The following is a 5,134-nucleotide window of genomic DNA, read 5'->3' on the forward strand; positions in this document are numbered from 1 at the left end:
GCCCTCCAGCTTGAGGGCCGGGAGGTCGCTCACCCGCCCACTCCGGCACCGCTGTCCTGGGCCGGTCGGTCCGTGCCCGTCGGCCGGCCTCCCGGGCCGGCCTCGACGCCGAGGTAGGCCAACTGGACCCTCGGGTCGGCCTGCACCTCGGCCGGGGTCCCCACCGCGATCACCTGCCCGAAGTCGAGCACGTGGACCCGGCTGCACACGCGCATGACCAGGTCCACATCGTGTTCGACGAGAAGCACGGCCATGCCCTCGCCCGCCAGCTGGGCCAGCAGCCGGCCGAGGGTCTCGGTCTCACCGTGATCAAGGCCCGAGCTCGGCTCGTCCAGCAGCAGCAGCTTGGGCCGGGTGGCCAGGGCCCGCCCCAGCTCGACCAGCCGGGCCATGCCGGTGGGCAGGGTGTCGGCCTGGCGATCGGCCACCGGCCGGAGGCCGACGCGCTCGAGGATCTCGTCCGCCGCCGCACGCCGGCCGCCATCGCGATCAGCCCGCCCGAGGCGCGCCTCGATGCCGACGAGGATGTTCTCTCGGGCACTGAGCGAGCCGAACAGCTCCAGCCGCTGGAAGGTCCGTCCCAGGCCGCGCCGAGCGCGGACGTGGGGTCGCAGGCCGGTGATGTCGCGGCCGTCCATGCTGACCGAGCCCCGGGTGGGCCGCTGGAACCCGGTGACGACGTTGAACAGCGTGGTCTTGCCGGCGCCATTGGGGCCGATGAGACCGGTCACGGTCCCCGCTGCAGCGTCGAGCGAGACGCCGCCCAAGGCCTGCACCCCGCCGAAGCTGACGCTGACCGCGTCAACCCGCAACACGGGTCGGCTCCTCTACCGCGTCCGGGAGTGCGCCGGCATCGGATGGAGGCTGGGCCGCGGCGCGGCGGTCCCTCCAGCGTTCGAGGGGTGTCTTGCCGCCCATGACGCCGTTCGGGTTGCGCCCGATGCTGACGGCCCCGAGCCCCACCGCCACATACAGAAGATCTCGGAGGGCCGGCACGTGCGACTGGATCACGGGGAAGATGGCGAACAGCAACCCGGCCATGAGCATCCCGCTCACGGTCTTGATGCCCCAGACGCTGGCGAGGAGCAGGAGGGTGAGGCTGAAGAGCAGCTGGAAGTCGTTCGCCCCGACCTGGGTCTGCTGGCCCCCGTACAGCACTCCGCCGAGGCCGGCGAGGGCGGCTGAGGCGGTGAACACCACCAGCTTGGTGCGTGTGATGTTGATCCCCACGGTCGCCGTCCCCGACGGGCTGTCGCCCATGGCCACCAGCCGCCGCCCGAAGGCCGACCGTCGCAGGGCCAGCACGCCGACGCCGACCACGACGAACACCACGGCGAGGAGAACGAGGAAGGCCCGGGGCGATTGGAGCGATATCCCGGGGATGTGCACGCGTCCAACGGACAAGGCGCTGCCGGTGCCGAAGACGTTCGTGTTCTGGAAGAAGGCGAAGTCCATTGCCTCCGCGAACGCGAGCGTGCTCAAGGCCAGGTACAGACCGCGTAACCGAATCGCCGGCAGCGCCACCAGTGCTCCGACCGCGCCGGCCAACCCGATGCCGGCGAGAACTCCGAGCCACGATCCCCCTCCGGCCACCTCCCCCATGGCGAACGCCCCCAGCCCGGCGAACGTCAGCTGGCAGAGCGACACCTGGCCTCCGTAGCCGACCAGCAGGACCAGGGAGAGCATGATGATGGCGAAGGCGAGGCCATGCCCGGCCGTAGCCAGGTTGGCGCTCGACAGGTGGGCGGACACGAACCAGGTCAGCGCTACGAAGGCAGCGCCGGCGATGACAGACTCGCGCAGCCCCGCGACGCGCGGCACCCTGAGGGCGACGGCGCGCCCCGCCGCCCGCAGCCGCCCCTGGGGCACGACCAGGATGACGATGAACAGGAACACCATCGGTACGACCGGCTTGATCTGCGAGAGAAGCGTCCCGACCGGCAGGTAGCCGACAGCGTACGACTCGACCAGCCCCAGTACGACGCCACCGGCGAACGTCAGAGGCAGGTTCTTGAGCCTGCCCACCAGCGCCGCGGCGTAGCCGTTGATGACGAGCAGCGTGAGGGTGTTGATGTCCAGCGTGACGAGCGGGGCGAGGAGGATCCCGGCCAACGCGGCGAGGAAGGCCCCGATGGCCCAGCCGTACTGACCGAAGCGCGCCGGTGAGGCCCCGGCCATTGACGCCAGCTCCGGATCGTCGACCACCGCCCGCATCGCAGTGCCCGGCCGGGTCCGAAACAGGAACAGACGCATGCCGACCGCCACCGCCACGGCCACGATCACCACCGTGAGCTGGTGCCAGGTCACGACGACCCCGAGGATCGAGACCGAGTTGCCGGCGAAGAACTGGGGAAGGACCCGCGATGTCGTGGGGTCCCAGATGATCGTGGCCAGCCCGATGAGAAGCAGGAGGAGGCCGATCGTCACCGTCAGCGTGGTCTCGACCGACGCCCCGTGCAGGGGGCGCATGAGCACCCGCTCGATCAATGCGCCCATCAGCGGCGCGAAGACGAAGAGGACGAGCACCAGGGCCACGGGCGTCGGCAAACCCTGGTTCACCGACAGCTCCCAGAAGAAGAAGGCCGCCACCATGCCGATCGCCCCGTGGGCGAAGTTGAAGATCCCCGAGGTGGTGTAGGTCACCACCAGGCCCATGGCGGTCAGCGCGTAGATGCAGCCGGCCACGATCCCTACGACGCTGAGGGCGAGGAACTCGCTCATCGCCGGAGCTCAGCTCAGCCGGGGCGCGTGTACTGGCCGTCGGGATTGCACGTGAAGCCCGAGGGCGGACTGGGCGGCTGCAGTCGCTGGTACTGGTTGTTGTTGACCTTGATCAGCACCCAACAGGTGGGCGATTTCTTGCCCGCCGGGTCACCGGTCGCCAGCAGTCCGTTGGAGTTGAAGCTGTGCACGTTCTGCAGAGCAGCCACCACGCTCGCCCTCGTGGGATTGAGACCGGCCGTCTGCAGCGCCTGGGCGAAGAGCCGGGCCGAGGTCCAGCCGTACACGCTGAAGATGTCCGGCGGGGAGCCGGGGTGGGTCTTGGCCATCCAGGTGTCGAACAGCCCCACCTCCGGGGTGGACTTGGCGTCGCCGCCGAGGTAGAGGGCCTGGGTCTGGTCGTTGAGCAGCCCCTGCGCCGCGCCCGGGTTGACGAGCTTGAAGAAGCTGGCGTCGTATGCCACTCCCCCCGACTCGACCAGCTGCGGCTTGAACCCCTGCTGCTGGGCGTTGTTGAGGAAGCGGGCCGTGCTCTTCACGTCGGTGTTTGTCAGCACGACCATCTGCACCCCGGCGCTGCGCATGCGCACGACGTCGGAGGTGAAGTCGGTGTCGAGCGGGTTGATGTCCCGCTCATAGGCGACGTGGTACCCACCGACCTGCTGCATGGCCGCCTTCTCGTTGTTCCACGAGGCGATCGACGACGGGATGTTGGCCACGAGGGCGCCGACCGATTGCACTGCCTTCGGGAACTGCTGCTTGTAGTAGATGAACGGCCCGGTCCGGTAGCCATTGCCGAGCGGCGAGGGGCTGAAGTTGTTGGGCAGGGCCTGGGCCACCGGGTCCAGCGAGAAGGCGACGTCGGGGATGGTGGGTTGAGCTTGGAGCACCTTCGCCCCGCAGTTGTCGAACAGCGAGAAGGAGCCGACGAATGCGAAGGCCTGACCAGCGAGGGACTGGGTCTCGTTCTGGTTCTGGTTGCAGGAGAAGGCGTCGTCGGACGACTTGAGCACGATCTTGCGGCCGTTCACGCCGCCGAGGCTGTTCTGGTAGGCGAAGAAGGCGTCGGCGCCGTTCGGTGCGCCCTGGAACAGCCCGGGCACGGGCCCGGAGAGGATCGAGACGTTGCCCACCGTGATCTGGTTCGGGGTGACCCCGACATCCGACGCGGTGCCCCCGCTGGGCGCGCTGGTCGTCGGTCCGCTGCTGGTCGTCGTGGTCGACGAGCTGTTCGAGCTACCGCCGCCACAAGCCGCCGCCACGACGGCTACCGCGACGACGACCGCCGGCAGCCCGATCCCCCTCTTGAGTCTCACGTCACTCTCCCTGCTGTGATGCGCTGCTATGGACGCGGCGTCGCGTGCGACGCGTTCTCCGTGCCGCCCCCCGAGAGACCTGATTGCGTGTCAGGGCAGCATACTGTAGCGGCCAGCGTCGCAATCGGCATGGGCCTGGCCCGGGAGGGCCCGTCCACGATCACTTCGTGCAAAACGGTCAGAGCGGCTCGAGCAGCAGGGACTGGGCCGAACGGCCGATCGGTCCCAGCTCGTCGTGGAGACGGCTGTGGGCCATGCCCACGCCGTGTCCCTCCACCTCCGTGCGCGCCTCCAGGCAGACCCACTCCCCCGCCGGAAGCCGGTTCAGGTAGATGGTCAGGTCGGGATTGACGAAGACCCAACGCGCGAAGTCCAAGACCGCGCTCACCCCGTTGCCGAAGTCGGCCGCAGCCGCCACGCGCTGGAGCGGCGACGGCTGCTCGCCCGCCACCACGGGCTGGCGGAGTCGGATCCAGACCGTCGCCGGACCCGGCTCGGCGAAGACGCCGCTGACGAAGCGGATCTCGGTCCCGGCGTTGTGCAGGGCTTCGTAGTCCCCCCGCGGGAAGGGTGTCTCACGGCCGCGATCGGGCCCCGGCACGACCGGGCCCGAAGTGGCCGCCCCTTCCGGCACGGGAGCATCGGTGGTCCGCAGGAGGAGCGCCCGGGCTTGGGCGAGGGCGGCATCGCCATCCCACAGCGACGCCTCGACCAGCTGGACCTTCCGCCCGGGCCGCACCACCTCGGCCTGGACCCGCAGCGGCGTCACGGGCACCGGTCGCATCAGGTCCACAGTCAGCCGCGTGACCTGTCGGTCGTCGCTCGATGAACAGGCCTCGACGGCACGGGCGAGCAGGGCGGCCACCGACCCACCATGCAGCGTCTCCGGCGACCAGGGGCTGCGGGCGAGCGCAGCCGGGAGAAAGGTGTCACCGTCAGGCGAGAACAGGGCGGGCGCCATGCTCGGCATGCTAGGGGTGACGGGAAGCGAGAACTCTGGCCCGATCACCGAGCCCGCCTCCCGGGCGGGCCGTGTGCATGGAGCCCGCCTCCCGGGCGGGCTGTGTGCATGGAGCCCGCCTCCCGGGCGGGCTGTG

The 5,134-nt window shown here is 69.9% G+C and carries 5 protein-coding genes; 1 reads left to right on the forward strand and 4 read right to left on the reverse strand.

Translation table 11 applies throughout. The features are described from left to right. Nucleotides 1-29 precede the first annotated feature (29 nt). The 3 genes from VH112_13210 to VH112_13220 are packed head-to-tail and all read right to left on the reverse strand — an operon-like array spanning nt 30 to nt 3,854. Nucleotides 30-815: an ABC transporter ATP-binding protein gene (locus VH112_13210; protein ID HEX4541193.1), complete on the reverse strand. Its 786-nt coding sequence runs from the start codon at nt 813-815 to the stop codon at nt 30-32. Beyond that, nucleotides 802-2,721: an ABC transporter permease gene (locus tag VH112_13215; protein ID HEX4541194.1), complete on the reverse strand. Its 1,920-nt coding sequence runs from the start codon at nt 2,719-2,721 to the stop codon at nt 802-804. Before VH112_13215 ends, VH112_13210 begins: the two co-directional genes overlap by 14 nt. Before the next feature lie 14 nt (nt 2,722-2,735). After that, the gene (locus tag VH112_13220; protein ID HEX4541195.1) at nt 2,736-3,854 is read right to left on the reverse strand and encodes an ABC transporter substrate-binding protein; all 1,119 of its coding nucleotides are present in this window, start codon (nt 3,852-3,854) and stop codon (nt 2,736-2,738) included. Here VH112_13220 and VH112_13225 point away from each other — a divergent pair. After that, a complete protein-coding gene (locus VH112_13225) occupies nt 3,847-4,056 on the forward strand; it encodes a hypothetical protein (protein HEX4541196.1) in 210 nt (69 codons plus the stop codon). The two genes, VH112_13220 and VH112_13225, sit on opposite strands and share 8 nt — an antisense overlap. A gap of 159 nt (nt 4,057-4,215) precedes the next feature. On the opposite strand, the gene VH112_13230 is transcribed toward VH112_13225, so the two are convergent. Continuing rightward, on the reverse strand, nt 4,216-4,998 hold the full coding sequence (locus tag VH112_13230; GenBank protein ID HEX4541197.1) for a thioesterase family protein: 783 nt from the start codon (nt 4,996-4,998) through the stop codon (nt 4,216-4,218). Nucleotides 4,999-5,134 lie beyond the last annotated feature (136 nt).

This window comes from Acidimicrobiales bacterium (assembly GCA_036270875.1).
Classification (GTDB): Bacteria; Actinomycetota; Acidimicrobiia; order Acidimicrobiales; family AC-9; genus AC-9.

Excerpts from the sequence above, each read along its gene's own strand:
- VH112_13215 (HEX4541194.1), bottom strand. The coding sequence starts at position 2,721 with ATGAGCGAGTTCCTCGCCCTCAGCGTCGTAGGGATCGTGGCCGGCTGC.
- VH112_13230 (HEX4541197.1), bottom strand. The coding sequence starts at position 4,998 with ATGGCGCCCGCCCTGTTCTCGCCTGACGGTGACACCTTTCTCCCGGCT.